Here is a 24227-nt window from a genome sequence, read left to right as displayed (position 1 = left end):
AGGATGTCTGTTGCAACTGGAGTTAAGAAGCAAATGCCGTGGTTTGTAAAGATTGAAGATGGCAAAGTCGATAAACCTACCTTTGACCAATATGTACCTGCCCACAAAGCCTACATTCAAGACTTGATTGCTAAAGGACATAAAGCGCGAACAGGCTATTGGGCAGAGCAAAGAGGCGGGATGTTGCTGTTTGAGGCAGCCTCAAAGGAGGAAGCAGAAGCGATTGTCGCTGATGACCCATTGGTGAAACACGGCTGCGTCAACTATCAGCTTTATGAATGGCGGATTGTTATGGAATAACACACACATTACTGACTTTTAATGTTATGCTTTTAGAAGACCTGGATCTATGCGATCGCAACACCCAAATCTTGTCAGAACCGGAAGGTAGCAGCAACACGGGAGGCTTGTGGTAGGCGTAGTCTCCGGGTCGCCCTATTTGTAGGAGCGATCAGGGACAATGGCTGGTTTTGGAGATATTGTTCAAAAAGCTTTTTACCTCGGTGTTGGATTAGCTTCTTACGCGGGTGAGAAAGCAGGGGGAAAATTAGCCGAAGTGCGATCGCAAGTCCAAAAACTGGCAGATGAAATGGTGGCAAAGGGCGAAATGAACACAGAAGAAGCCCGCCGCTTCGTTGAAGAGATGATGAAGCAAGCCCAACAGCCCCAAGCATCTGGTGAAACCTCTGAAAAAACACCTACTTCTGAACCTCGGCGTATTGAAATTTTAGAGGAAGATGAAGAAGTAACGGTAAAAGAGGGATCAAATGATGAGAACACGGAAAAATTACGCCAAGAAGTGCTAGACCTGCAAAACGAGTTAAAACGATTGCAACGCGATCAATAAAAAGCATTATTTGATCGAAATATCAGTAAGAAGTGGCAGTTTGACATGGCACTTCAGATAGAAACTTGATAAGATACATTGCTTAGTGTGTACTCTAGTCCTTTAAGCCAGATAACACAAAGCGTCCTGTTTATAGCCTGCAAAGGTGTCAAGTTTATGGAACAGTGGCAAAAAGATTTAGTAGAGATCGTCGAAACAGTGGCTGATGAAGTAGAGCGTTTCTTCCTGGGAATGAGTGAAATGGTAGACGCTTTTTTTGAGCTAACGGAAGAAATCACCGAGCAAGTCCCTAACATTGCCATTGAAGTCGATCAGTATTTACAGGATTTGACTGAACCAATGTTTGAAGCTTACTGGGAACTGGAGGACATTGTAACAGATATAGATCCAGGTTTTCCTTATTCAGTTGAACCCACAGCCGAAAAAAATCCTGCCTGTATAGGTTGTACTCACTACCACGGTCAAGTTTATAGTGGTAATTTGTTAGTTTGTGCCATGCATCCCCACGGTTGTGAAGATGAGAATTGTCCAGACTGGGAAAAGGAAGAGTATTGAATTAGGAGTGGGGAGTACAGACGCGATTAATCGCGTCTGTACAGGAGACGCGATTAATCGCGTCTGTACAGGAGTAAGGAATAAAATTACTAAAAGGACGTAAAGATAAGTAAAATAACAAATGACAAATGACAAATGACAAATGACAAATGACAAATGACAAATGACAAATGACAACTGAAAAATTACCTGAAAGTGTAACCCAGGCAAGCCAAGAAATGAAGTATGGCGAACGCGATATTGCGGAAGGTAAACTAATTACCTTTCCGAATCCGCGTGTGGGAAGGCGATATGACATTAACATTACTTTGCCGGAATTTACTTGTAAATGTCCATTTTCCGGTTATCCTGACTTTGCGACAATTTACGTTACATATATACCTGATGAACGGGTAGTGGAATTGAAGGCGCTTAAGCTTTACATTAACAGTTACCGCGATCGCTACATTTCCCACGAAGAATCTGCCAATCAAATTTTGGATGATTTTGTAGCTGCTTGCGATCCGTTGGAAGCTACTGTAAAAGCAGATTTCACGCCTCGCGGTAATGTACATACCGTGGTTGAAGTGCGTCATCATAAGCACCCATAATGGAAATTTTGGCTTGTAGTGAGGACTTTAGTCCTCTCTACGAGACACTAGGCGAATAAAAATAATTCGTAATTCGTAATGACGCTCGTTCCTCGCTACCGCTACGCTAACGTAATTTGTAATTTAATTAAGCCACGCCACTTGCGGGTTGGGATTTTTAGCTACCTTGAGATATAAGGACTTTTTCGCGCCACTTGCGGACGAGGTTTTGAACATGAAGCTTTTTTCATAAAATCAGGACTTTTTACTCAGGTTGATCAAATAACGCGATCGCCTACTGTAAACTAAAAAGTAGTAGTCTGTCTCATTAAATTTGAGGGATAAGAGAACGAACCGCAGAGGCACAGAGAACGCAGAGAGAAAGAGAGAAAGATTCTAAAATTTGGTTTACTAAGCGTTGTTGACTTGACAGACTACTAGTTATTCTCCAATTTTCTTTGCAGCAGATTGCACTTGAACCACAACTTTTTTAGACAAAGGAATATATCCGAGTTCCAAACTGGATTTTTGCCCGTCAATCACAGCCCAATCAATAAAGTTTTTCAGCGCTTGAGCTTTGGCTCGGTTTGGATATTGGTGATAAGTTAAAAGCCAGCTGTAAGTGACGATGGGATAAGACTGGGCACCTGTAGGATCGGTGATAAAAGCAATCAAGTTATCATCTGGTAATTTCACTGCTTCTAAAGTTTGTGCTACAGATTTTGGTGTTGGTATAATATAATTACCAGATTTATTTTCTAAAGCAGCCACAGGGAGTTTATTTTGTTTGGCGTACACGTATTCTACATAGCCAATAGCTCCTGGAATCTGTTGAATTAAGGCGGTAACACCTTCGTTACCCTTTCCACCAATTCCTACTGGCCATGCTACAGATTTACCGGCTGCAACTTTGCTTTTCCATTCTGGACTTATCGCACTTAGATGTTGCGTCAATACGCTTGTAGTCCCACTACCATCAGTTCGGTGTACAACCTGAATCGGTAGATTGGGCAAGTCTACCCCTGGATTAGCTACAGCTATTCTCGGATGATTCCAATTCGTAATTTTTCCGAGAAAGATATCTACGTAGACTTGGCGTGATAGCTTTAAACCAGTTGGCAGATTGACTTGAGGCGACTGGTGTGCAACTGGTGTGATATTATAAGCCAGCACAATAGAACCAGCAGTCATGGGTAAAGCGATCGCTCCCCGTTTTATCTTAGCTGCTTGTTCATTTGTAATTCCCACATCACTAGCTGCAAAGTCCACAGTACCTTCAATGAGTTGTTGCACCCCAGCACTGCTTCCTATAGCTTGATAGTTAATTTCCACATTGGGATTTTGCTGGTTGTAATCTGAAAGCCAGCGTTCGTACAAAGGTGCAGGAAAACTTGCTCCAGCACCAACGAGGGAAACACGGTTGATGTTTCGATTATTGGCAGTACAAGAAGCAATATTCAACAAGATAGCGATTAACGGTAGAAGGTAAACGTGTCCCTTGGATTGAAGTTGAGCAGATATAGAAATCTTTTGTTCCAATGTTTAATAAATACCTCTAATAATTTTCCAATCTGTTGTGGTGTAGGCGTAATTAATTTTAAATAAGTTTGAAATGCATAGGCGCTTCTCTACGAGACGCTACGCGAACGCCTTCCCGCAGGGTAGGGGCGCAGAGGTGAACGCAAAGTAACGCAAAGTAATTCTCTGCGTTCTTCTGCGATTTCCTTTGCGTTTAAACTTCAATCGCCGTCTCTTTCTCCTCACCTTTTGGGTGTGAACTCAGCCAATCTAAAATCTCTAAAACCTCTTGTTCAAAAGCAACTTGGGCGCGATTAGTTTTGCCACCAACGTACAAGCGATCGCCTTTTTGTAATGCCCATATTTGTGAATGAGAAAAGTAACTCATCACCACACCCAGCATTAGCAAGCCAAACCCTGAATAAACAATTGGTATACCTGGATCGGCTTTAATTTGTAAGCCAGTGCTACCAATGACATCCAGAATTTTCAGCTTCACGCCATTAATTTCGGTGAACATCCCAGCGCGGACAGTATCAACGAGTTTGCCAGTGGCATCATAAATTAATACCATCCCTTGCAAGTCTTTGGCTAGCAAAGAGACACCCTCACTCAAATCCGGCTTTGTAGGAACCCATGTTCCCCAAATGCGCCCTTGTCCATTGGTGTTCAATTGCGCCATTGGTAGCTGAAAAATCGGACTGTTGTTAAATTGGACGCGAACACCCGCAATTCCCCAATCAGTTTGATAGAAAGTTATGCCATGATAGCGCAGAGGCTCGTTGACAAAAATCTTCTTGTGGTCAACTTCCTCTCCCTGATTATTCAAGACAGACATATCCGAATAAAATTGATCAATGCCGCCAGATGGTGTGTAGTCAATCCAAAAACGATTAACGCGCACAGACCAATCTTTCGGGATTTGGGCGGCTAAAGGCCCAGCATCGACAATATTTGTCACTTGAAATGTATCGCCACTAGCAACCATTTCCTGAGCCAAAAAACCAGTCATCGCCCCCCAAATTCCCCCGATCAGAATAGCGACGATGCCAATATGAACGATAATTGGGCCGATGCGTCCGACTATTCCTTTGCGGGCGTAGAGGAGATTTTCTTTTTCTTGATCTTGATAAATTTTATAGCGGCGTTTCTGTAATATTTGGCTGAGAGAATCGAGGGAACCAGTATCTAGTTCTGCACTTAAAGCTAATTTTTGAAATTGTCGTGGTTCGTCGTAATATTTCCAGCGTTGGGCAGCTTTTAAGGCTGGTAACTGTCGGGTAAATGAACAAGCAGTTAAGCTAGTGCCAAATAAAATGAGTAATGCTAAAAACCACCAAGTACGATATACATGGTCTAACCCAACTACCTGAATTACCTTCCAAGTTAAGAAACCAAATAAAGCTGGATGTTCTGGATAGTTGGCTTGGTAAAATGCGGGTGATTGACCTTGCTCAATTATAGTACCGGTTGAGCTAAAGATTGCAATCAATAGCAGTAGTGCGATCGCTAATCGTAAATTAGTCAGTACTGGCAAAAGCTCTTGCCGTAAGAACTGCCCAGGTACTGCCCACCATTTTAATTCTTTGTCCGCCGAATCTTCTAAAGTCATTATGTGTAAAATATAACAAAGGTATTGATATTAAAAACTGCCAAGGGGAATTCGAGAAATTAAGGAAAATACACCGAATCCTACCAACAGCGCCCCACTAACTGGGTTAATCCAACCAGACCAGCGACGCAATTCTAGTAACTTTTTAATTGAAGCTGTAAAAGTACCCGCCAAAATCAATGGTGCTACATAACCGGCTGTGTAAGAAAGTAGCAAAACAGCCCCTAAAATTAAGTCTTGTGTATTGGCAATCCAACCCAACAAACTAGCTAAAACAGGTGTGCTACAAGGGGATGCGACTAAGCCGAAAGTCAGCCCCAACAAATAGGAACGCAATCCTGCTGGTAAATCTGGCGAAATCCAATTCGTTTCGCCCAAGGATGGAAATTGCAGAGGTAGTGCTTCTAATAAGTTCAGCCCCATGAGAATGGCGATAATGCTGACGATAATCGGCAAACCAATTCCCACTTGACCGTAGACTTTTCCTACTAAACCTGCTATAATACCTAGCCCTGCTAATGTAGTTGCTAATCCTAAAGCAAACCAAGTTGATTGGGCAGCTGCTTGGAGGCGGCTTTTAGCTTCGTAACCGCCAATGTAACCAATGGTAATTGGCAGCATAGAAAGCATACAGGGTGTAAGACTGGTAAGCAAGCCAGCAGCAAAGATGATACCAACACTCATCACGCTAAGGTGTGTCAATTGGTTAGAAACGAGGCTGTTGGCAAATTGTTCTAGTTGGTAAATTTGGGTTTGCAGGTTATCAAGCATGGGGAGTTTCTGAGCGGGAAATGCTTACTCTGCTTGAATTTTAGCTTATTTTTCGTTTGGGAGTTAGCAGAACGTAAATTATCCCAACTTAATATCATCTAAATTTCATCTGCCCAAGGAAATGTATCTAAAATACAATTAAGCTCGAACTATATTTAAAGAAGCACGGCTGGAGTATTTGGCATGATGATTGCATTACCCGGATTTCAAATTGTCACTTTATTAAAAGCAGGGGTAAAAGCAGTCATATACCGTGGAATTAGGGTTAAAGATCAGTGTCCGGTAATTATTAAAGGGCTACGTGCAGAACAGTGTACACCCAATAATGTTGAACAAATCAAACATGAGTATGCGATCGCTCAAAGGTTAAATACCACAGCAGCAGTCAAAGCCTACGCCTTAGAGATGCATCAGGGAATCCCTTATTTAATTATGGAGGATTTTGAGGCGCGATCGCTTGACCAGTTGCTTGACCAATTTCAACAGCCTGTTCCGTTTCTGAAAATTGCCATTGAAATCACTAGCAAACTTGCACAAATTCACACTCATCACATTGTCCACAAAGATATTAAGCCGCAAAATATCTTAATTAACCTCGACACTAATCAGGTCAAAATTGCTGATTTTGGAATTGCTACCTTTATTCCATACCAGCAGCAAATAGTTAGCAGTTCCAGTCGAATTGAAGGCAGTTTACCATATCTTTCACCTGAGCAAACCGGGCGGATGAATCGAGGAATTGACCATCGCAGCGATTTGTATTCTCTGGGAATCACCTTTTATGAGATGCTGACAGGTCAGCTACCATTTCAAGGCAAAGATCCCTTAGAGTGGATACATTGTCATATTGCAAAATCTCCGCCATCCCCGAAAAAGTTAAACTCTGATATTCCCCAAATACTCTGTGATATCATCATCAAATTGCTGTCGAAGGTTGCAGAACAGAGGTATCAGAGCGCTTTAGGTTTGCAATTTGATCTGGAACGGTGCTTAAAGCAATTGGAGACAACCAAAGAAATCCAATCCTTTGTTTTGGGTGAGCAAGATATCTCAGAGCGGTTTCAAATTCCTCAAAAATTGTACGGGCGAGAGCCAGAGATTGCCAAGCTTTTACAAGCATTTGAGCGAGTTGTTAGTCAAGGGAAACCAGAACTCGTCTTAGTTTCTGGTTATGCTGGGGTTGGTAAATCTTCTTTAGTAAAAGAGATTCACAAGCCCATTGTCAAAGAACGTGGGGTTTTTATCTCTGGTAAGTTTGATCAGTACAAACGAGATATTCCTTATTCCACCATTGTTCAAGCTTTTCAAACACTTGTTAGACAAATTTTAACGCAGCCCGAAGATCAACTTGCCACTTGGAAAAAGCGAATACAAGCAGCATTAGGGAACAATGGTAGACTAATCGCAGATGTAATTCCAGAAGTTGAATTAATCGTTGGAGAACAGCCTCCTATACCAGAGTTGGGGCCTGCCGAATCTCAAAACCGATTCAATTTGGTGTTTCAGAATTTTATCAGCGTCTTTGCTCAAAAAGAGCATCCGCTCACTGTTTTTTTAGATGATATGCAGTGGGCAGACAGCGCTACTTTAAATTTAATTCAAACCGTCATTACTGGGTCTAGTATCCAATATCTCTGCTTCATTTTGGCTTTTCGAGATAACGAAGTAGATGTTGTGCATCCCTTTAGTTTGATGATGGAGAAGATTTGCCAGTATGGAGCAAGAATAACTGAAATTCTCCTTACGCCCTTGAATCTTGTTTATGTCAATCAGTTGATTGCTGATACCTTGCATAGTTCAGTAGAACAAGTAGAACCTCTTGCTCAATTGATTATCCAAAAAACTGACGGCAATCCCTTTTTTGTCAATGAGTTTCTGAAAACACTGCATCAAGAAAATCTGCTGAATTTTTACCCCCCTCAATCCCCCCTTGATAAGGGGGGACAGAGGGGGGTAAAAGGGGGATGGCAATGGAATTTAGCTCAGATTGAAGCCCAAGGTATGACAGATAATATTGTCAGTTTGATGATTGGGCGGATGCAAAAACTGCCAGCCGCAACTCAAAAGGTGCTTAAGTTAGCCTCCTGTATTGGTAATCGTTTTGATTTAGAAGTTTTAGCGATCGTTGGTGAACAATCTATTGAAGAAACAGCGAATGCACTTGTTGATGCAATTTTAAGAGGATTAATTATCCCCATAGAGTCAGATGAAACTGACCAGAAAAACTATCGTTTCTATCATGATCGAGTTCAACAAGCTGCATACTCCTTAATTGCTGATGAATCAAAGTCGGCAGTTCACCTGACAATTGGACGGCTTTTGCTGAAAAATGCTAGTCCTGAACAAGTGAACGACCAAATATTTGATTTAGTCAATCAACTCAATTTCGCTGTGGATCTAATTATTGAACAGACAGAAAAAGATGAATTGCTACGGTTGAATTTAATCGCTGCTAATAAGGCAAAAGCCTCCACAGCCTACGCTCCTGCTAAAAACTTTTTTAGCGTTGCCATGAATCTTTTAGCTGAAAATGCCTGGATTGAACAATATGAAGAAACATTCACTCTATTCAGAGAACTAGCTGAATGTGAATTCTTAACAGGGAATTTAGGACAAGCGGAAGAATTATTTGAAATACTATTCATGAAAGCAGCATCCGATGTGGATAAATCTAATATTTATATGCTGCAAATCAGACTTTACCAAGTTGCAGGTAGGTATGAAGAGGCGCTGACATTGGGATTAGAAGCTTTAAAACTTTTTGGGGTGACATTCCCTGATACAAATGAGGAAGTACAAGCTGCGATCGCAATTGAAAAAAACCAAGTATTAACCAATCTAGGTAATAGACAAGTCTCTGATTTAATTAATGCTATATTAATTCAAGATCAAAATATTAAAACAGTAATTAGTCTGTTGACGACTTTGGGGCCACCGACTTATCTCGGCAGACCTGATCTCTTTCCCTTAGTCGTACTTAAAGCAGTTAACTACTCACTCAAGTTTGGTAATACAGAAGATTCCTGTTTTGCCTACAGCATGTATGCCATGTTGTTGGTTTCCATCTTCCATGATATTCCTACAGGTTACGCATTTTCTGAGATGACAATTCAATTAAATGAAAAGTTGCATGACTTGAAACTTAGAGGAGTTGTTCTGCACATTCATGGAAGTCATATTAACGTTTGGCGTAACCATATTGCTACCGATATTCCCTTTTTAGAGCGGGGATTTATCGGTTGTGTAGAAGCGGGTGATGTGACGATGGCGAACTACAATGGTTATCAAGGCTCGTGGCAAATTATCCAGTTAGGTTTTCCACTTGCAGAAACATACAAATCTCTAGAAAAATATACTGCATTCGCCCGCCAGTCTAAACATGAGACTGTCTATCAGACAATCAAACTACAGCAGATGCTACTGATGAATCTGCGCGGACTGACTCACCAAAATCTGACTCTAAGTAATGATGAATTTGATGAATCATCCGCTTTATCTATCATTACAGATGCAGGTTTTGTTAGTGGAATTATTTTTTATAATATTATTAAATTAATTATATTTTTTAATTATGGGAAATATCCAGAAGCATTTAGTTCTGCCTTAGAATTGTCTAATTTTCCAGTTACGACACTGGCATTACCAATTGAAACAGATTACATTTTATATTACTCAGTGACTCTCACGGCTCTTTATCCAACAGTATCTTATCAAGAGCAAGAACAGTTTTTACCAACCCTAAAATCCCATCAACAGCAATTGCAATACTGGGCTAATCACTGCCCTGCCAACTTCTTACACAAGTCTCAATTAGTAGCTGCTGAAATAGCTCGAATTGAAAATCGAGACTTGGAAGCAATGCGCCTGTATGAACAATCAATTGCTTCAGCCCGTGAGCAGGGATTTGTGCAATATGAAGCTTTGGCTAATGAGCTAGGCGCTAAGTTTTATTTAGAACGGGAGTTTGAATTAATTGCCAAAACCTACTTGCAAGAAGCTAAAAATGCTTATTTACGCTGGGAGGCATCTGCTAAAGTTAAGCACCTCGAAGAATCCTATCCTCAGCTATTGCCGCAACAACAGCTTGTCTCTAACGGAACGTTTTTCAGCACAGGTGAACAGCTAGACTTTTTATCGGTAGTTAAAGCGTCTCAAACCATATCTAGTGAAATTGTGCTTTCGCGGTTGTTGAAAACATTAATGCAGATTGTCATCGAGCAAGCAGGAGCAGAAATCGGTTATTTGTTACTTGAATACGAGCAAAATTTGGTGATCGAAGTAGAAGCGAAATTTAATCACCAAGCAGAAAAGCTCAATGTTTATCGACCTGTATTAGAGGGTGAAATCTCACAGGTTATTCCGCAATCAATGCTGAATTATGTTCAGCGAACTCAAGAAACAGTAATTTTGCAGAATGCCACTGAGCAAAATCTGTTTTCAAAAGACGAGTATGTAATCCAAAAGCAACCTAAATCTGTACTTTGTTTACCGATCGCGCTTCAGTCGAAATTACTTGGTATCTTATATTTAGAAAACAATCTAATCTCCACCGCCTTTACACAGGACAAACTTTCCGTACTGGAGATTTTGACAGTTCAAATTGCTATTTCTCTAGAAAATGCTCGTCTTTATCAAGGTCTAGAAAATAGCCAAGCACAACTCAATCTGGCGTTGAAATCTGCCCAAATCGGTGTTTGGAGTTGGGATATTGCCAATGATCAGTTTGGCTGGGATGAGCAGATTTATCAATTATTTGGGTTAACACCTGAAACCTTTGTTGGCACTTCTGAAGCAGTTTTAGCTCGTCTGCATCCAGATGATCGAGAATTGCTAGCTCAATCTTTGAGCCGAGCGATTAACGAAGGCGTGGAGCATGATTCAGAATATCGAATTATTCGAGATGACGGCAGTATCCGCTACGCAGCCTGCCGAGGAAAAGCCTTTTTCAATGAAGCAGGTAAAGCAACATACATGAGTGGTGTTGTGCTTGATATTACAGATCGCAAACAATCTGAAGCCGAACGTATCCAACTGATTCAAGAACAAACCGCGCGACAGGAAGCAGAAGCCGATCAGCAACGGGCAACATTTTTGGCTCAAGTCAGTGCAACCCTTGCCTCTTCCCTCGATTATGAAAGCACATTAGCAAGTGTGGCAAACCTGGCTGTGCCTTACTTCGCTGATTGGTGCGCCGTTGATCTGCTGCAAGACAACCAATCAATTAATCGGGTAGCAGTTGCTCACCGAGATCCAGAGAAAGTGAAACTTGGTTGGGAACTCTATCAGCGTTATCCCAGAAAGTTGGATGCACCTGAAGGTGTGCCTAAAGTGCTGCGTACTGGACTAGCAGAAATGGTAGCTGAAATTTCAGATGCAGCCCTAGCAGAAGCTATCCAAGATCCAGAACATCTGCGGATTCTGCGTGAACTTGGTTTAAAATCATGTATTATCTTGCCCTTGATGGCACGCGAAAGAATTTTTGGTGCAATTTCCTTTGTGACTGCTGAATCCGAACGGCGTTACAGCACGGCTGACTTGTCATTAGCGGAAGATGTTGCCCATCGAGCTGCGATCGCCATCGATAATGCCCGCCTTTACCAAGAAGCGCAGCAAGCACAAAAAACAGCAGAACGAGCATTAGAGCGCATTGCCCGTCTTCAATCCATCACAGCTGCTCTTTCAGAATCCTTGACACCAGCCCAAGTATCTGAAGTCATTGTAGAGCAAAGTATGGCTGCCTTGGGAGCCAGTTCTGCCCTCGTCGCCTTGGTGAATGAAAATAAAACTGAACTAGAAATTGTGCGTGCGGTTGGCTATAAGCAGGATTTGGTAAATACTTGGCGTAATTTTGCCATCGATTCACCCTCTCCCCTAGCAGAAGCTGTGCGGACTGGGAAACCTACTTGGGCACAAGCAACAGAAAATCGGGTGGCTCGTTACCCGCATTTGGCAGAAATTTACGCTCAATATGAATTTGAAGCCTGGATTTCTATTCCATTGATGGTAGAAGGTTGGGCCGTTGGCGGTATAACTTTGGGATTTGCCCAGCCTCAACAACTGAGTGAGGAAGATCAAGCGTTTATCTTGGCCATTGCTCAACAATGCGCCCAAGCGATCGCTCGCGCCCATCTTTACGAAGCCGAACGAACGGCAAGAAGCGCTGCTGAATCAGCAAACCGCATCAAAGATGAATTTCTCGCTGTTCTCTCCCATGAATTGAGAACACCGCTTAACCCAATTCTGGGTTGGACAAAACTGATGCGAACCCGCAAACTTGATCAAGTAACAAGCGATCGCGCCCTCGAAACCATTGAGCGCAACGCCAAGTTACAAACCCAATTGATTGAAGATTTGCTTGATGTTTCCCGCATCCTTCAGGGTAAACTTAACCTCAACTTCGACCGGATTAATTTGATATCAGTCATTGAAGCTGCCATCGAAACAGTGCGTTTATCAGCACAGGCTAAGTCCATCGAGATTCAGACAATTCTTGAATCCGGTGTCGAGGAAGTTTTAGGCGATGCCAATCGATTGCAACAAGTTTTTTGGAATATCCTTTCTAATGCGATTAAGTTTACTCCCACTGGGGGAGAGGTAAAAATTAAATTACAGCAAGTTAGCTCACAGGTACAAATCTACGTCACTGACACAGGGAAGGGGATTGCACCTGAGTTCTTACCTTATGTCTTTGATTATTTCCGTCAAGCAGATGGTGCCACAACTCGAAAATTTGGCGGTTTAGGTTTAGGATTAGCGATCGTCCGGCATCTTGTAGAACTTCACGGGGGAACTGTTCAAGCCCAAAGCCTGGGCGAAGAACAAGGAGCAACTTTCACCGTCAAAATTCCATGCTTACAGGATGAAAGCAAAAAAATCAAGGATGCAAAAGATAACTCCTCACTTGTGGAAGATCAGTCCTTACCCTTGTCTGGCTTAGAGATTCTCGTGGTGGATGATGACACAGATATGCGAGAGTTTTTGCCTTTCATGCTGGAGCAATATGGTGCAACTGTGACTGTTGTCGCCTCAGCCATTGAAGCTTTAACTGCGCTGAGTCAATCCCAGCCAAATTTGCTCATTAGCGATATCGGGATGCCAGAAATGGATGGTTACATGCTGATGCGACAGGTGAGGAGTTTGCAACCAGAGCAGGGCGGGACAATTCCAGCGATCGCCTTAACTGCTTATGCTGGAGAGGTGGATTATCAGCAAGCGATCGCTGCCGGATTTCAACAGCATATTTCCAAGCCTGTAGATCCAGAGGAATTGGTGAAGGCGATCGCGTTATTAGACTTATTACAAAAATAAATTTTCTGAAAATAAAACCCACCCCGCCCTTGAATTAAAGCTTGATCCTCCCTAACCCTCCTTAAAAAGGAGGGAATTAGAGCAAGCCTTTTTAAGGGCTTAACTGAACTGTATTGAATTAAGCCCCCCAATTTATCGGGGGTTGGGGGGATCTTCCGGGGCAAAATATCACTAACCCAAGCAGATTGCGCCATGAGCGACTAGCGTGGCTTGGGGGGATCAAAAGCCTGTGGGGCTACTCTAGAAGACTTTGTAAACGGTAGCAGGGGTTCGGAGTATTACTGCATCTGTACTGTAGTCATAAGTAATTGACCAAATAATTACTAATTCGTAATTCGTAATTCGTAATTAAAGGTACAGAGCAACTAACTAACATTTTATGGAGACAAATAAATTTATTCCTTATTTCAGAGCAAGCGACTTCAGTCGTGGGGTAATAATTACGAATTACGAATTATAAATTACGAATTATTTTGACTTCCACCTTGCTTCTCAGGATGACGCTAGCCAAACAAGCGATTAAACTATGGATAACATTAAGCAATTGTTGCTTTTAGCACCACTTACATAAATTTAATTGCATTGTTACATCTAAAATCTCATCCTGCTATATAAAAAACCTATTATGTCAGTGTATCAAGATTGTGGGGAGACCACCGATTTGATGATTGGTGTTCACAACCAAGAAAACCTCGAATTACAAGCAAATTCTGCTCCTGTGGGTGCTCTTGCCACAAGACAAGGAACTTTTTCTACGTTTCTTGCTCCTCTGACTCAAGATACTTTTAAACAGGTCGTTCAGGATGTCGAGCAAAAATTACAGATTGTTCATCAAACCCTGTCAATGCTGGATTCTCAGGGATTTGAAACTCTTCTGCAAGAAATGTTGCATTCGATTACCTTGAAAACCGGGGAATTACTGGGGGCAGATCGGACGACGATATTTTTATTGGATGAAGAAAAACAAGAACTCTGGTCGATTCTGGCTGAGGGGGAGGGCGATCGCTCTTTAGAAATTCGCATCCCCGCCAATAAAGGCATTGCTGGGGAAGTCGCCACCTACAAGCGAGTTATTAATATTCCCTTTGATTTTTATAACGATCCGCGATCGCATTTTGCCCAAGAACAAGAAAAAAGAACTGGCTACCGCACCTACACCATGCTGGCTTTGCCATTATTGAATGAACATGGACAGTTAGTTGCGGTAGTGCAATTACTGAATAAATTAAAATATGGGAATAATCCCGATGTTCCACTTGCAGAGCGCATTGATACCAAAGGTTTTATCTGTGCTGACGAACAATTATTTCAAGAATTTGCCCCTTCGATTCGCCTGATTTTAGAATCCTCGCGCTCTTTTTATGTCGCCACTCAAAAACAAAGAGCGGTGGCGGCGCTGATGAAGGCGATCAAGTCTCTATCTCAAAGCAGCCTAGACTTAGAAGATACCCTGAAGCGGGTGATGGATGAAGCCAAAGAACTTATGAATGCCGATCGCAGTACACTATGGTTAATAGACCGCGATCGCCATGAATTATGGACGAAAATCACCCAGGATGATGGTTCAACTAAGGAGTTGCGAGTCCCCGTAGGTAAAGGTTTTGCTGGTATAGTAGCGGCTTCTGGCAAGAAATTGAATATTGCCTTTGATTTGTACCACCATGCTGACTCTGATACTGCCAAACAACTCGACCAGCAAAATGGCTATCGCACCTGTAGCTTGCTTTGTATGCCAGTATTTAACGCCGATCAACAACTGATTGGTGTTACCCAACTAGTAAATAAAAAGAAAACTGGTGATTTTCCACCTTATAATCCAGCTGATTGGCCCAAAGCTCCCGACTGCTTCCAAGCTAGCTTTGACCGCAACGATGAAGAGTTCATGGAAGCTTTTAATATTCAAGCGGGAGTAGCGCTGCAAAATGCCCAGTTGTTTGCCACAGTTAAGCAACAAGAACAAATGCAACGGGATATTTTGCGTAGTCTTTCCAATGGAGTAGTTTCCACTGATAAAGCCGGGTTAATTATCGCCGCCAATGAAAGTGCCAAGCGTTTGCTAGGACTCGAGCCAGAAGACCGTTTAGAAGGTAAATTAGTTACTGATGCGATCGGCATCAAAGAAGGTGACTTTAGCAAGTGGTATCAGGATGCTTTACATGCAGCCGACTTAAAAGGCCGCCAGCAATATTACCCCGATCGCACACTCCTAACTACTGGTACAGAACAGCATAGTATTAATTTATCGATTAACACAATAGCTGATGCTAGCGACCAAGAGCAAGTCCGGGGGGCACTGGTAGTAATGGAAGATATCAGTGATGAAAAGCGGCTCAAGAGTACGATGTACCGCTACATGACCCAGGAATTAGCCGAAGAATTGCTGAAATTGGATGACGCTAAACTAGGAGGCGATCGTAAAGAAGTTTCGATTTTATTTTCGGATATTCGCGGTTATACCACTTTAACGGAAAACTTACAAGCAGAAGAAGTGGTGAGTATGCTCAATGAATATTTTGAATCAATGGTGGAGGCAGTCTTTAAACATAAAGGCACTCTTGATAAATATATCGGCGATGCCATCATGGCTGTGTTTGGTTCTCCCCTACCATTGGAAGAACACGCTTGGATGGCAGTGCAAACATCCTTAGAAATGCGTGATCGCCTGCACGAATTTAATCAACGTCGCTATACAGATGATAAGCCCAAAATTAAAATCGGCATTGGTATCAACTCAGATACCGTAATTAGTGGGAATATCGGCTCTAGTAAGCGGATGGAATTTACCGCCATTGGCGATGGCGTTAATCTTGGCTCTCGATTAGAAAGTGTCAGTAAACAGTATGGTTGTGATATTATTATTAGCCATAACACTTTTAAACCATGCCAAGATCATATTTGGGCTAGGGAACTAGATTACATTCGTGTCAAGGGCAGAAACGAACCAGTAGCCATATACGAATTACTGGGTTTGCGTTCCAACCCTATTGAAAGCCAAAAATTGCAAGTGATTGAGCATTATCACAAAGGGCGCGAGTATTACCTCAAGCGGCAGTTTTCCCTTGCTAGAGCCGAGTTTGCCAAAGTTTTGGCAGCAGATAACCATGATAAAGCTGCTATGTTGCATCTATTGCGTTGTCAGCATTGGTTACAGTCACCCCCAACAGAATCAGATTGGGATGAAGGAGTCTGGACGTTTCAAGAAAAATAAGTCTTAACAATTCAAAAATCAAAAATAACTAATTATCGGAACATGATATAACTTCTGTGGTGAGTCTAATTAGGCTTTAATTTAGATGCTTTGCTATTATTAGGACTTACGCACTGTACAAATTAACCATAATATGTATTATGCGAAATGTACATTTCGGGTGCTGACTCCAACCCTGATTTAGTCGTATATTTACAAATAAAGGCTCCAGCGCTGAGGGCAGAAGGCAGCTATGTAAGAAGTATTAATAAAAACTTTAGTTGTGGGTCTAGAGCCGCACTAGTATAAAAAAATTGTGTCGATAGCGCAGCGTTAGGAGTCAGACGCTCCTACGTCGCTAACGCAACGCTTACGAGCGTCGCGTCAAGTGCCACGAGACACAAGAGAGGCGGTGCGCCCTTGCGGGTTTCCCGACACTTGTACTCCTACAAAGAAGCAAGCTACGCGTAGCGTCTCCCATTCGTGAGACAATACGGTTCGGATAAGACTCGATCCCCCCAACCCCCCTTAAAAAGGGGGGCTAAAAATGGCTCTATTTCCCCCTTTTTAAGGGGGACTAAGGGGGATCTTTAAGGCCTATGCACCTTAACCGAACCGTATTGATTCGTGAGAGGCTAGCGCCTGCCGTAGGATGCCCGAACGCGAACAGGTCTCCTGTCTTGAAAAGGGCTGTAGGGAGAAGCATCTGCCGTCGTCTTGGTTCAATCCCACGCTTTTAAGCGTGGGTTCATAAAAGCCTTCTGCCTTCTGAATATTTTGGGTGTTAGACATGGCTCAAAAGCCCAAATTTAGTATAGTACATATGTATGATGCGTAAATCCTAATTATTTTCTTAAATACTACATTTATGGATTCTTCTCAAATTGAAACAGGTGCGCCTCTTTCTATAGAAATTGCTCAGATTGCCTCACCATCAACAACACTCTCTCCTACCTCAACACCCAGCGCTCGCATTTCTAAAGATGCTATTCGCACCAGTTTGAGGGCTTCCACTCTCGATGGTGTTTTCGCAGCAGTTTTCTCTATTGGCACTGGCGGAGTTTTGCTAGGTAATTTCTTGGTGGAGTTGGATGCCAGCCCGATAGTGTTTGGGATGCTGGCTTCTATCCCGATGTTGGCGAATCTTTTTCAGCCAATAGGTGCTTACTTGTCTGAACGCAGCACTAGCCGCTTTCAGTATTCCCTTGGCATTTATGGGATTGCTCGGCTACTGTGGCTGATTTTAGTAATTGGCATTGTTAGCTTTAGTTGGGGAAGGCTTAATTCCAACCAATTAGTGGGATTGTCGCTTTTGATTCTCGTATGCAGCAATCTTTTGGGAGGACTAGGAACTGCATCGTGGTTCAGTTGGATAGCAATGTTAGTCCCACGGCGATTGCGAGGTAGATATTTCGGGCTACGCAATAGTATTGCCAACTTAACCGAGTTAATCAGCTTGCCAATAGCCGGTCTAGCTATATCACATTGGTACGGGGGGTCTATCCAAGGTTATGGGGTGATTTTGCTCTTAAGCATTATCTTTGGAATTGTGAGTTTGGGGTGTCAATATTTCCAGGTAGATATAAATCCCCAATTACAAAATACTTATTATGCTAACTCATCTCAAACAAGTGAAATTCAGTCAGACTCGGCACCAAATGAACCTGGTGAGATATCTGAAGCAATTTCTCTGCCGCAAATACCAACTCCCCAAAACCAGATAAATAACAGCATTTGGAAAAACTCTAATTTTTTGGTGTTTCTGCTTTATTTTGGCTCATGGACATTTGCTGTTAGCTTGAGTGCGCCATTTTTTAACCTCTACTTGCTAGATACGCTGAACCTGGATGTGAGTTGGGTAACTTTTTACAACAGCCTGCGAGCAGGGGCACACATGCTAATGCTCATCGTGTGGGGTAGATTAGCAGATAAGATAGGCAATCGTACTATTCTAATTTCTAACGGAATTCTAATTGCAGTCATACCCTGGCTGTGGCTGAGGATTGGTTCTACTCCTCTCGATCTCTGGCTGTGGTTACCACTGTTACACATTTTCATTGGAGGTAATTGGGGAGCAGTTGACTTGTGCAACAACAATCTTCAGATAGAGATTGCACCAGTAAAAAATCAGTCTATCTATTTTGCAACAGCAGCAGCTGTGGCTGGGGCGAGTGGTGCTTTAGGAGCAACTATAGGTGGCTTCATTGCTCAATTCGCTGGGTCTTTTGGCATAGCAGAAGTATTCATTGTATCTGGTGTATTACGATTAGCATCGCTTGTGCCACTCATTGTTAAAAAAGATTTGGGTAGTTAGGATAAAATTTCTTTGTTACGGATGTGAACAAAGAATGTTGTACTCAAACTGGAGATTTATCCACCTACAGGAAGAACTGCTAAGTTACATTTTTACTCTATAGTAAAAAAGATTTGTAACATAGTGACAAAGTTCATGTCAACAAAGCAGATTATATAAATCTGTTGTTACATAAATTCGACTTTATTCATTTTTTTGTAACGCTCAAGCTAGCGCTAAAATCTTTATAAAACGGTAGTTTTACTTTTTCAATTTCACCATGAATAAGTGAAGCAAAAAAAGTTTTTGCCAAAAATATAGGTTTTTTGCCCTATCAAGAGAACCAAGTTATTAATTTTGGATAAAGTCGAGAGAAGCTGATATACATTTAGTTTGCAGTCTGGTATTAATTTCTGTTTGAATATGCAATTTGAATGCCAATTAGCTCATACAATCCAAATTAGTTGAATTTCAAAATTTGAAAAAGTTACGATGCTCAAGATAGACACATCAAAAATCACCACCCAACAAGTTGAAGCTTTCGAGCGAGACGGTGTTATCTGCGTCAAAAATGCTGTGGATGACATCTGGGTAGAACGAATGCGAACAGCCGTTGAAAAGAATCTATTAATGCCTAGTCCTTTGGAGGTGAAGGACACCGATAAAGCAGAAGCTCATGTAGAGCATAGCAGTAGCTTATGGCTGGTTGATGGTGATTTCCGTGCTTTGGCTTTTGAATCTCCGCTGGCGACGCTGGCCGCTCAAGTCTTGAAATCGAAAAAACTTAACTTTTTGGGTGACGGTTTCTTTGTTAAAAAGCCGAAAGCAGACAGCCGTGTTGGCTGGCATAACGACAAATCTTACTGGCCCATACAAGGCGGGCAGTGTTGTAAAATTTGGCTGGCTTTAGATAGTGTCAACCAAGAAAATGGTAAATTAGAGTACATCAAAGCCTCTCATCTATGGGGCAAGGAGTTACGTGAAGGATCTGACCCCTCGTGGTTTGTAGAGCCAGAGCCTCAGGAAGTTATATCTTGGGATATGGAGCCTGGAGATTGCTTGGTTCATCATTTTTTGACAATTCATTATTCAGTAAGAAACACATCCTCTACACGACGACGCGCAGTGGTGATTAATTGGACTGGCGATGATGTTACTTACGATCGCCGCCCCAATGCTTGGCCTTTCAAACCTCTTGAAGAAATTGATATCCCAGAATTTGAGTCACTCAAAGCCAAAAAATCTGGGGAGCCAATAGACTGCGATATCTTTCCGAGGGTTGAACTGCATCGCTAGTCGGTAATTTAAAGGTGGTTGCTACTATTGTTAAGGATGCGATCGCTATACAAAATATTATAGAGATTGTCCTCAACTATGTAGCAACCATAGCTGGGATTTATTTAGCTGAGTTTATCAAAATGTTAGGTGACTACTAGGATGTAATCCTGTCAAGTTCATCAAGAATATTGCTATCTATATCGATGTCAAATTTCCGAGCAAAATGAGCAGATGATGCAAGCAGATTAGGCAAATCTTCCATTAGCAATATTTTTGGATGAGGGCCTCCAGTTGACCAATCAACATATCGCCGACAGTCATTTTTTAGGTTAAGGTGAGATGCATTACCAAGTATAGTTTGAATATACGCCTCCTCTGGATACTTGAGCTTACTATAATGTAAGGTTACGGGATTTCTCTGTCCGTGGAAATCAATAATGTACTCAGCAGCTTTGCGATTGGCACAAAACCATTGACTTCCACTGAAACAAGCAAGTTCCTTTGAAAAAGGAAGAAAAGCTTTCGTTAATAAAGGATGTTCTATGCGTATTTCTATATTCAGTTGACCAAAGTATTTTTTTAAGTAATGAAAAGAAAACGACTTCGTACAGTATCGTTCATAAGAATTTTTTAGCCATACCATATTTTGTATTACATTATGTTTATAAATATCATATGTAATCTGCTCATGCTCAACATAAGCATCGTATGGACTTGAGGCTAGCTCATCCAATATTTGTCTTGCGGTTTTAATAGGATAGTCTGCTGCACTAAGGTATACAAACCAATCCGGTGCATTTGGTATCTCGTACATTAGTTTAATTGCCTGTATTGTAGCCTCTTCAACAGAAAAATCTGCCCACTTTGTCTGTATATAGGGGCGTACTAGTAAAACATTTTTTGATAAAGTATCTACAGATAAATCACATTTTGAAAAATCATGATGACACACAATTACAGGAGAATTGAACATCGTGTTTAACTTATTTATCAGTCTGTAAATTTGTAAAGGTTTTGTATGTGTTAATAAAACAAAACCTATTGATGGGCTGGTGTTCTCGTGCATTTGTTCAAGTTGTAAATTTATTGATATTAAGTTGCATTCCACAAGATTACTTTTGAGATAACTGTGGAATGTAGTGTAAAATTACTCCAATACACTACACTATTACGCTACAATTTTGCAAGAGCAAAGTTTATGTTAATAAATAAACAGTTAAACTAACCATGATTAAGCCTCTATTAGTTAACACTTACGATCCCAAGGGAGGAGCAGGAGCTGCTCGTGCAGCTTATCGGCTACATCAAGAACTACTGAGATTAGAAATTGATTCTCAGATGCTAATTCAAGATAAAAGAATAGCTGACTCTACTGTGGTCAGTTCTCCTAATAAGGTAGCCAAAGCAATGTGGAAAGCTCGTCCGATGTTGGATGCTTTACCACTAGAACTTTATAGAAATATGCCACGGAATCCTGTATTTTTCCGGCTCCAATGGCTTCCTAATACAGTTACGTCGCAAATTGCTAAACTTGACCCAGACATCATTAACCTGCATTGGATATGTGACGGATTTATTCCAATTGAAGCACTGGCAAAATTCAATAAGCCTATTGTTTGGACATTTCATGATACGTGGGCATTCACAGGTGGATGCTGCTATTCTCTAGGGTGCGATCGCTATACAAAATCTTGTGGAAATTGTCCTCAACTCGGTAGCAACCATAGCTGGGATTTCTCTCGCTGGGTTTGGCATCGTAAAACTAAAGCATGGCAAAATCTCAAGCTTACTATTGTCAGTCCTAGTAATTGGCTTGCTGAATGTGCTAAATCCAGTTCACTATTTTCAAATAGCGACATCAGAGTTATTCCTAACGGGTTAGATATCAGCACTTATAAACCGACGGAGCGTCAAATAGCTAGAAACTTACTGAACCTCCCACAAAATAAGCAACTACTTCTATTCGGAGCAATCAACGGAACTAGCAACCCCAGAAAAGGATTTCATCTATTGCAATCAGCATTGCAAAAACTGAGCCAGTCTGAGTGGAAAGATCAGATTGAACTAATTGTTTTTGGTTCATCTCAACCTGAAGATCCAGTTGATTTAGGTTTTAAGGTACACTACTTAGGCAAAGTTGATGATGAGAAGAAACTAGCGCTTCTCTACTCATCTGCGGATGTGATGATTGTGCCATCCATTGAAGATAATTTGCCACTGACTGCTTGTGAATCCCTGTGTTGCGGCACACCTGTGGTTTCTTTTGATTCAACGGGACTCAAAGATATAGTTGAACATCAAAAAAATGGATATCGAGCGCAATGTTTTAGTCGTGATGACTTAGCAAATGGTATTATCTGGGTAATAGAGAACAAAGAGCGGCATCAAAAACTTTGCGATCGCGCTCGTGAGAAAGCCGAACAAGAATTTGCGATCGAGCTACAAGCAGATCGTTATTTATCCCTCTTTGAGGAAATGACTACGTATTAAATAATTCGTAATTCGTAATTCGTAATTCGTAAATTTTGTTTTGTAATGGGGATTTAACCCCAACACAAAACTTGCTTTTTTATTGAACCGGGGGACTTAAACCCACGGAACTAGTTAATTTAATAACCTCTGACTAGGAATTAAAAACCTTTTGAAAGCGTTCGCTCTTGGTAAAACGATCGCTAATTAAACGTGAGTTCGACGAACCTCTCCCCAACCCCTCTCCGACGCGGAGAGGGGCAGAAATATTCTTACTTTTCAACGAAAAAATCAGAGTTTCAAAGCCTCTCGGACTGTGGGGGAGAGGAATGGAAGTGGGGTTTTTTAGAGCCGTCGAACTCACGTTAATTAAGAGTCGGTTAAGGCAGCGATCGCTCCTTACACAAGCAGAAAAACCTCTGCTGAGAAATTCACGATCAATTCTGCAACGCTGTTTTATTACTGCCCAACGTTTCATTAATAGCCGTTATTAATAACTCATTTAGAGAGATTCCGGCTGCTTTTGCCATAGAGGAAATCACACTTTTGGGGGCAAAAGAACAATACAACCCAGCTTCTAAAAACCAAGGTTCTCCCTCTGGGTCGATGCGGAAGTCAAATAAACTGTAGTGACGACAACCCAAAGCCTGATGACACTTCTTAGCCACTTGCTGAACTTTCTGGGTGATTGGGTCGTTGGGGTCTACGATCCAAGACTTTTTATTATCTTTAGCAGCAAAACCCAAGTTGCCATCGTCCGTTTGTTTGAGTTTATCAGCATGGTTGCGGATGGGTTTTTCGTGGGGGTCTAACAGATACTCTTCAAGGGGTAAACCCACTAGCTCCCCGTCTTTGACAATGATACCGCATCTGACTTCTCGACCGAGTTCGATGAATTCTTCTACGATCACCTCATCTGAATATTCAAATGCTTTCTTCAGAGCAGCGTCATAGTCAGTAGCCTCTTTGACTAAGGCCATCCCTAAAGAGTTATCGGAGCTTACAGGTTTGACGATTGCTGGAGGTGTAATTGTCGGAATGTCTCCTTGGCAAAGCACTTCTCCACGAGGCACTTTTACCCCTGCTGCTTCGACAATTGCTTTGGTTCTGGCTTTGTGCGCCGTTATTGCCATGATATCTGGAGTATTGCCTACGTAAGGGATCTTCAGCAGATCGAATAGGGCGCGGTAGTGAGTCATTCCAGGAATACAAAACATTTGTGGTAACACGATGTCAATGTTTTGCGCTGTTAGAAACTGTATGGCATCGGACAGAGGAATCGGTTTGGTGTCAGCAATATCTTCAGGGCTGAGGGAGGGAGGAAATCGCCACTGGTGATCGGGTGTGATGTATGCAATCTGAAAGTCATAGTGCGATCGATCTGTCATTGCTGCCAGACAGTCTTGGGCGTAAAGGCGTGACAAATCACAGTAAAAATCATTGTATGCAGACCCAACTAAATGAAGGATACGAAGTATTGGCATGATTCATCTTCCTATGTAGTATTAGAATTTATATAGCAGTCCTAAATAATTATTTATGAAATTCTCTATTTCTTTTCTTGACGAGGGACACTTTCTTCAAGTCGGCAAACCCGCCCAGAGAAATGTCCTCCTCTTGGCGGCTTCTGGTGCGTCGGCTTCGCGTTGGCAGAAGCCGACGCACCAGAAGGCGGTTCGATAGTTTTCACAACTCAAATAGGATTGCTATAGAAACCAAACTGATTGTTGAAAAAAGCAACAGCGTGAATTAATTGTTGTACTCTAGTTAATTAACTTTGTCTGCTAAATCCCCTTATGTAACAGTGTTGAATTACGAAT

Annotated in this window: 16 protein-coding genes and 1 other RNA gene; 11 read left to right on the top strand and 6 right to left on the bottom strand. The window is 41.8% G+C overall.

Annotation, left to right across the window (positions count from 1 at the left end):
• Positions 1–33 precede the first annotated feature (33 nt).
• From LC653_RS06525 to queF, 5 genes are all read left to right on the top strand, one after another.
• Positions 34–300 (top strand): YciI family protein, encoded by a 267-nt coding sequence (locus LC653_RS06525; RefSeq protein ID WP_229493667.1) that lies wholly within the window; start codon positions 34–36, stop codon positions 298–300.
• A gap of 38 nt (positions 301–338) precedes the next feature.
• Positions 339–435: signal recognition particle sRNA small type (ffs, locus tag LC653_RS06520), an RNA gene on the top strand.
• Between the two features lie 25 nt (positions 436–460).
• Complete coding sequence (locus tag LC653_RS06515; protein WP_229493478.1) at positions 461–847, top strand: phasin family protein; 387 nt, start codon at positions 461–463, stop codon at positions 845–847.
• A gap of 156 nt (positions 848–1003) precedes the next feature.
• Positions 1004–1402, top strand: coding sequence for a hypothetical protein (locus LC653_RS06510; protein ID WP_100900881.1), 399 nt, complete (start codon positions 1004–1006; stop codon positions 1400–1402).
• A gap of 170 nt (positions 1403–1572) precedes the next feature.
• The gene (gene queF, locus LC653_RS06505) at positions 1573–1992 is read left to right on the top strand and encodes a preQ(1) synthase (protein WP_229482613.1); all 420 of its coding nucleotides are present in this window, start codon (positions 1573–1575) and stop codon (positions 1990–1992) included.
• Positions 1993–2412: 420 nt separating this feature from the next.
• On the opposite strand, the gene pstS is transcribed toward queF, so the two are convergent.
• From pstS to LC653_RS06490, 3 genes are all read right to left on the bottom strand, one after another.
• A complete protein-coding gene (gene pstS / locus LC653_RS06500; RefSeq protein WP_229493476.1) occupies positions 2413–3510 on the bottom strand; it encodes a phosphate ABC transporter substrate-binding protein PstS in 1098 nt (365 codons plus the stop codon).
• A gap of 193 nt (positions 3511–3703) precedes the next feature.
• A complete protein-coding gene (locus tag LC653_RS06495; RefSeq protein WP_229493474.1) occupies positions 3704–5101 on the bottom strand; it encodes a cytochrome c biogenesis protein in 1398 nt (465 codons plus the stop codon).
• A gap of 30 nt (positions 5102–5131) precedes the next feature.
• Complete coding sequence (locus tag LC653_RS06490; protein ID WP_229493472.1) at positions 5132–5872, bottom strand: cytochrome c biogenesis protein CcdA; 741 nt, start codon at positions 5870–5872, stop codon at positions 5132–5134.
• Positions 5873–6055: 183 nt separating this feature from the next.
• Here LC653_RS06490 and LC653_RS06485 point away from each other — a divergent pair, with 183 nt between their 5' ends.
• From LC653_RS06485 to LC653_RS46135, 5 genes are all read left to right on the top strand, one after another.
• Positions 6056–13180, top strand: a complete 7125-nt coding sequence (locus LC653_RS06485) for an AAA family ATPase (protein ID WP_229493470.1) — start codon at positions 6056–6058, stop codon at positions 13178–13180.
• A gap of 625 nt (positions 13181–13805) precedes the next feature.
• A complete protein-coding gene (locus LC653_RS06480; RefSeq protein WP_229493468.1) occupies positions 13806–16388 on the top strand; it encodes a GAF domain-containing protein in 2583 nt (860 codons plus the stop codon).
• Positions 16389–17235: 847 nt separating this feature from the next.
• On the top strand, positions 17236–18681 hold the full coding sequence (locus LC653_RS06475; protein WP_229493458.1) for an MFS transporter: 1446 nt from the start codon (positions 17236–17238) through the stop codon (positions 18679–18681).
• Between the two features lie 471 nt (positions 18682–19152).
• The gene (locus LC653_RS06470) at positions 19153–19956 is read left to right on the top strand and encodes a phytanoyl-CoA dioxygenase family protein (RefSeq protein WP_229493456.1); all 804 of its coding nucleotides are present in this window, start codon (positions 19153–19155) and stop codon (positions 19954–19956) included.
• A 14-nt stretch (positions 19957–19970) separates the two neighbouring features.
• Positions 19971–20096: a hypothetical protein gene (locus LC653_RS46135; RefSeq protein ID WP_267922971.1), complete on the top strand. Its 126-nt coding sequence runs from the start codon at positions 19971–19973 to the stop codon at positions 20094–20096.
• Here the strand turns inward: LC653_RS46135 and LC653_RS06465 are convergent.
• A complete protein-coding gene (locus LC653_RS06465; protein WP_372478123.1) occupies positions 20093–21004 on the bottom strand; it encodes a beta-1,6-N-acetylglucosaminyltransferase in 912 nt (303 codons plus the stop codon). The two genes, LC653_RS46135 and LC653_RS06465, sit on opposite strands and share 4 nt — an antisense overlap.
• Positions 21005–21165: 161 nt before the next feature.
• On the opposite strand from LC653_RS06465, the gene LC653_RS06460 reads away from it, so the two are divergent.
• The gene (locus tag LC653_RS06460; RefSeq protein ID WP_233718094.1) at positions 21166–22428 is read left to right on the top strand and encodes a glycosyltransferase family 4 protein; all 1263 of its coding nucleotides are present in this window, start codon (positions 21166–21168) and stop codon (positions 22426–22428) included.
• A 416-nt stretch (positions 22429–22844) separates the two neighbouring features.
• Here LC653_RS06460 and LC653_RS06455 read toward each other — a convergent pair whose 3' ends face one another.
• Entirely contained in the window at positions 22845–23891 is a 1047-nt protein-coding gene (locus LC653_RS06455; RefSeq protein WP_229493454.1) for a D-alanine--D-alanine ligase family protein, read from the bottom strand.
• A 65-nt stretch (positions 23892–23956) separates the two neighbouring features.
• Positions 23957–24097, bottom strand: a complete 141-nt coding sequence (locus tag LC653_RS06450; RefSeq protein WP_229493453.1) for a hypothetical protein — start codon at positions 24095–24097, stop codon at positions 23957–23959.
• Positions 24098–24227: the final 130 nt, after the last annotated feature.

This window comes from Nostoc mirabile CHAB5784 (genome assembly GCF_020829645.1).
Lineage (GTDB): Bacteria > Cyanobacteriota > Cyanobacteriia > Cyanobacteriales > Nostocaceae > Nostoc > Nostoc mirabile.
Note: the sequence above shows the minus strand (reverse complement) of the source record. Positions and strands in the feature narration are given on the sequence as shown.

Coding starts and splice junctions, on each gene's coding strand:
- LC653_RS06485 (WP_229493470.1), top strand. CDS start 6,056: ATGATGATTGCATTACCCGGATTTCAAATTGTCACTTTATTAAAAGCA.
- LC653_RS06455 (WP_229493454.1), bottom strand. CDS start 23,891: ATGCCAATACTTCGTATCCTTCATTTAGTTGGGTCTGCATACAATGAT.
- LC653_RS06470 (WP_229493456.1), top strand. CDS start 19,153: ATGCTCAAGATAGACACATCAAAAATCACCACCCAACAAGTTGAAGCT.
- queF (WP_229482613.1), top strand. CDS start 1,573: ATGACAACTGAAAAATTACCTGAAAGTGTAACCCAGGCAAGCCAAGAA.
- LC653_RS06515 (WP_229493478.1), top strand. CDS start 461: ATGGCTGGTTTTGGAGATATTGTTCAAAAAGCTTTTTACCTCGGTGTT.
- LC653_RS06460 (WP_233718094.1), top strand. CDS start 21,166: ATGATTAAGCCTCTATTAGTTAACACTTACGATCCCAAGGGAGGAGCA.
- LC653_RS06510 (WP_100900881.1), top strand. CDS start 1,004: ATGGAACAGTGGCAAAAAGATTTAGTAGAGATCGTCGAAACAGTGGCT.
- LC653_RS06480 (WP_229493468.1), top strand. CDS start 13,806: ATGTCAGTGTATCAAGATTGTGGGGAGACCACCGATTTGATGATTGGT.
- LC653_RS06490 (WP_229493472.1), bottom strand. CDS start 5,872: ATGCTTGATAACCTGCAAACCCAAATTTACCAACTAGAACAATTTGCC.
- LC653_RS06495 (WP_229493474.1), bottom strand. CDS start 5,101: ATGACTTTAGAAGATTCGGCGGACAAAGAATTAAAATGGTGGGCAGTA.
- LC653_RS06525 (WP_229493667.1), top strand. CDS start 34: ATGCCGTGGTTTGTAAAGATTGAAGATGGCAAAGTCGATAAACCTACC.
- LC653_RS06475 (WP_229493458.1), top strand. CDS start 17,236: ATGGATTCTTCTCAAATTGAAACAGGTGCGCCTCTTTCTATAGAAATT.
- LC653_RS06465 (WP_372478123.1), bottom strand. CDS start 21,004: ATGCACGAGAACACCAGCCCATCAATAGGTTTTGTTTTATTAACACAT.